Origin of the sequence: Mycolicibacter sinensis, assembly GCF_001673565.1 — a bacterium.
GTDB classification, from domain to species: Bacteria; Actinomycetota; Actinomycetes; order Mycobacteriales; family Mycobacteriaceae; genus Mycobacterium; species Mycobacterium sinense_C.
In genome coordinates this window covers 1-1,379 of record NZ_LZMF01000038.1, presented here as the reverse complement: position 1 = coordinate 1,379, position 1,379 = coordinate 1, and the positions used below count along the sequence as shown (strand labels likewise).

Genomic DNA, 1,379 nt, shown 5'->3' with positions numbered 1-1,379 from the left:
CGGTTGGCCGCGATCGGTGAGTTGGTCGCGCGGCGCACCCGCGGGCGCGATGCGGTGAACCGGTCGCGCTGGTCCTGCGATTACTGGGATGCCGCCGCCTCCGAGGTCGGTGCTGCCGAGCAGATCAGCCACGGCATGGCGTCCTCGCAGATGTATCTGGCCACCGCCCTGCGGGAGCGGCTGCCTAAGGTTGCCGCGCTGTATCTGGACGGGGCGATCAACACCCGGCTGGTCGCCACGATCGTCTGGCGCACCACCTTGATCACCAACCCCTACTTGTTGGACGCCGTCGACACCGACCTCGCCGAGATCGCCACCGACCTGGGGCCGCTCTCGGCGGCCAAGACCGCGGCGGCCATCGACGCCCTGATCGACCGGTACGACCCCGACGCCATCCGGCGCCAGCAGCGCGATGCCCGGGGCCGCGACATCGTCGTCGACACCCGCAACAGCGAAAACGGCACCACCGCCCTGTGGGGCCGGCTGTTCGCCACCGACGCCACCGCCTTAGACCGGCGCCTGACCCAATTGGCCCACACCGTCTGCGACGACGATCCCCGCACCCTGGCCCAGCGCCGCGCCGATGCCCTCGGCGCCTTGGCCACCGGAGCCGACAACCTCGCCTGCGCCTGCGGCAACACCGACTGCCCGGCCAGCGCCCGCACCGATGACCGGGCCGCCAACGTCACGGTCTACGTCCTGGCCGAGCAGGCCGCCCTGGACACCGCGGCCGACCCACGATTCGGCAACGGCGACCAACCGCCCACCGCCCCGGCAACCACAACCCAAACCCCTCCAGCACGCTCCGGGCACATCATCGGCGGTGGCACAGTCCCCGCACCGCTGCTGGCCCAGCTCATCAGCAGCGGCGCCACCGTCAAACCACTACGGCACCCGACCGATCTGCCCGCCGAAGCGCACTACCGGCCCTCAACAGCACTAGCCGCCTTCATTCGGGCCCGCGACCTCACCTGCCGATTCCCCGGCTGCGACCAGCCCGCCACCTACTGCGACATCGACCACGCCATCGCTTACCCGTCCGGGCCCACCCATCCGGCCAACCTGCGCTGCCTATGCCGAAAACACCACCTGCTCAAGACGTTTTGGACCGGCCCTGGCGGCTGGCACGATACCCAGCACCCCGACGGCACCGTGGACTGGACCAGCCCCACCGGCCATACCTACACCACCCAACCCGGCAGCACACTGCTCTTCCCCACCCTGCACATGCCGACCGGCACACCACCGCCAACAACCCCACCAGCCCCACCAACGGCGGGCCGCGGCCTGATGATGCCCACCCGCAAACGCACCCGAATCCAAGACCGCGCCCACCGCATCAACTCCGAACGCGCACTCAACAAAGCCCCACCCTGACG

General features: G+C 70.1%; 1 protein-coding gene. It reads left to right on the top strand.

Annotation, left to right across the window (positions count from 1 at the left end; translation table 11 throughout):
- Nucleotides 1–1,377: HNH endonuclease signature motif containing protein (locus A5648_RS06990; RefSeq protein WP_065023851.1), on the top strand; the 1,377-nt coding region annotated here is incomplete at its 5' end.
- Between the last annotated feature and the right edge of the window lie 2 nt (nucleotides 1,378–1,379).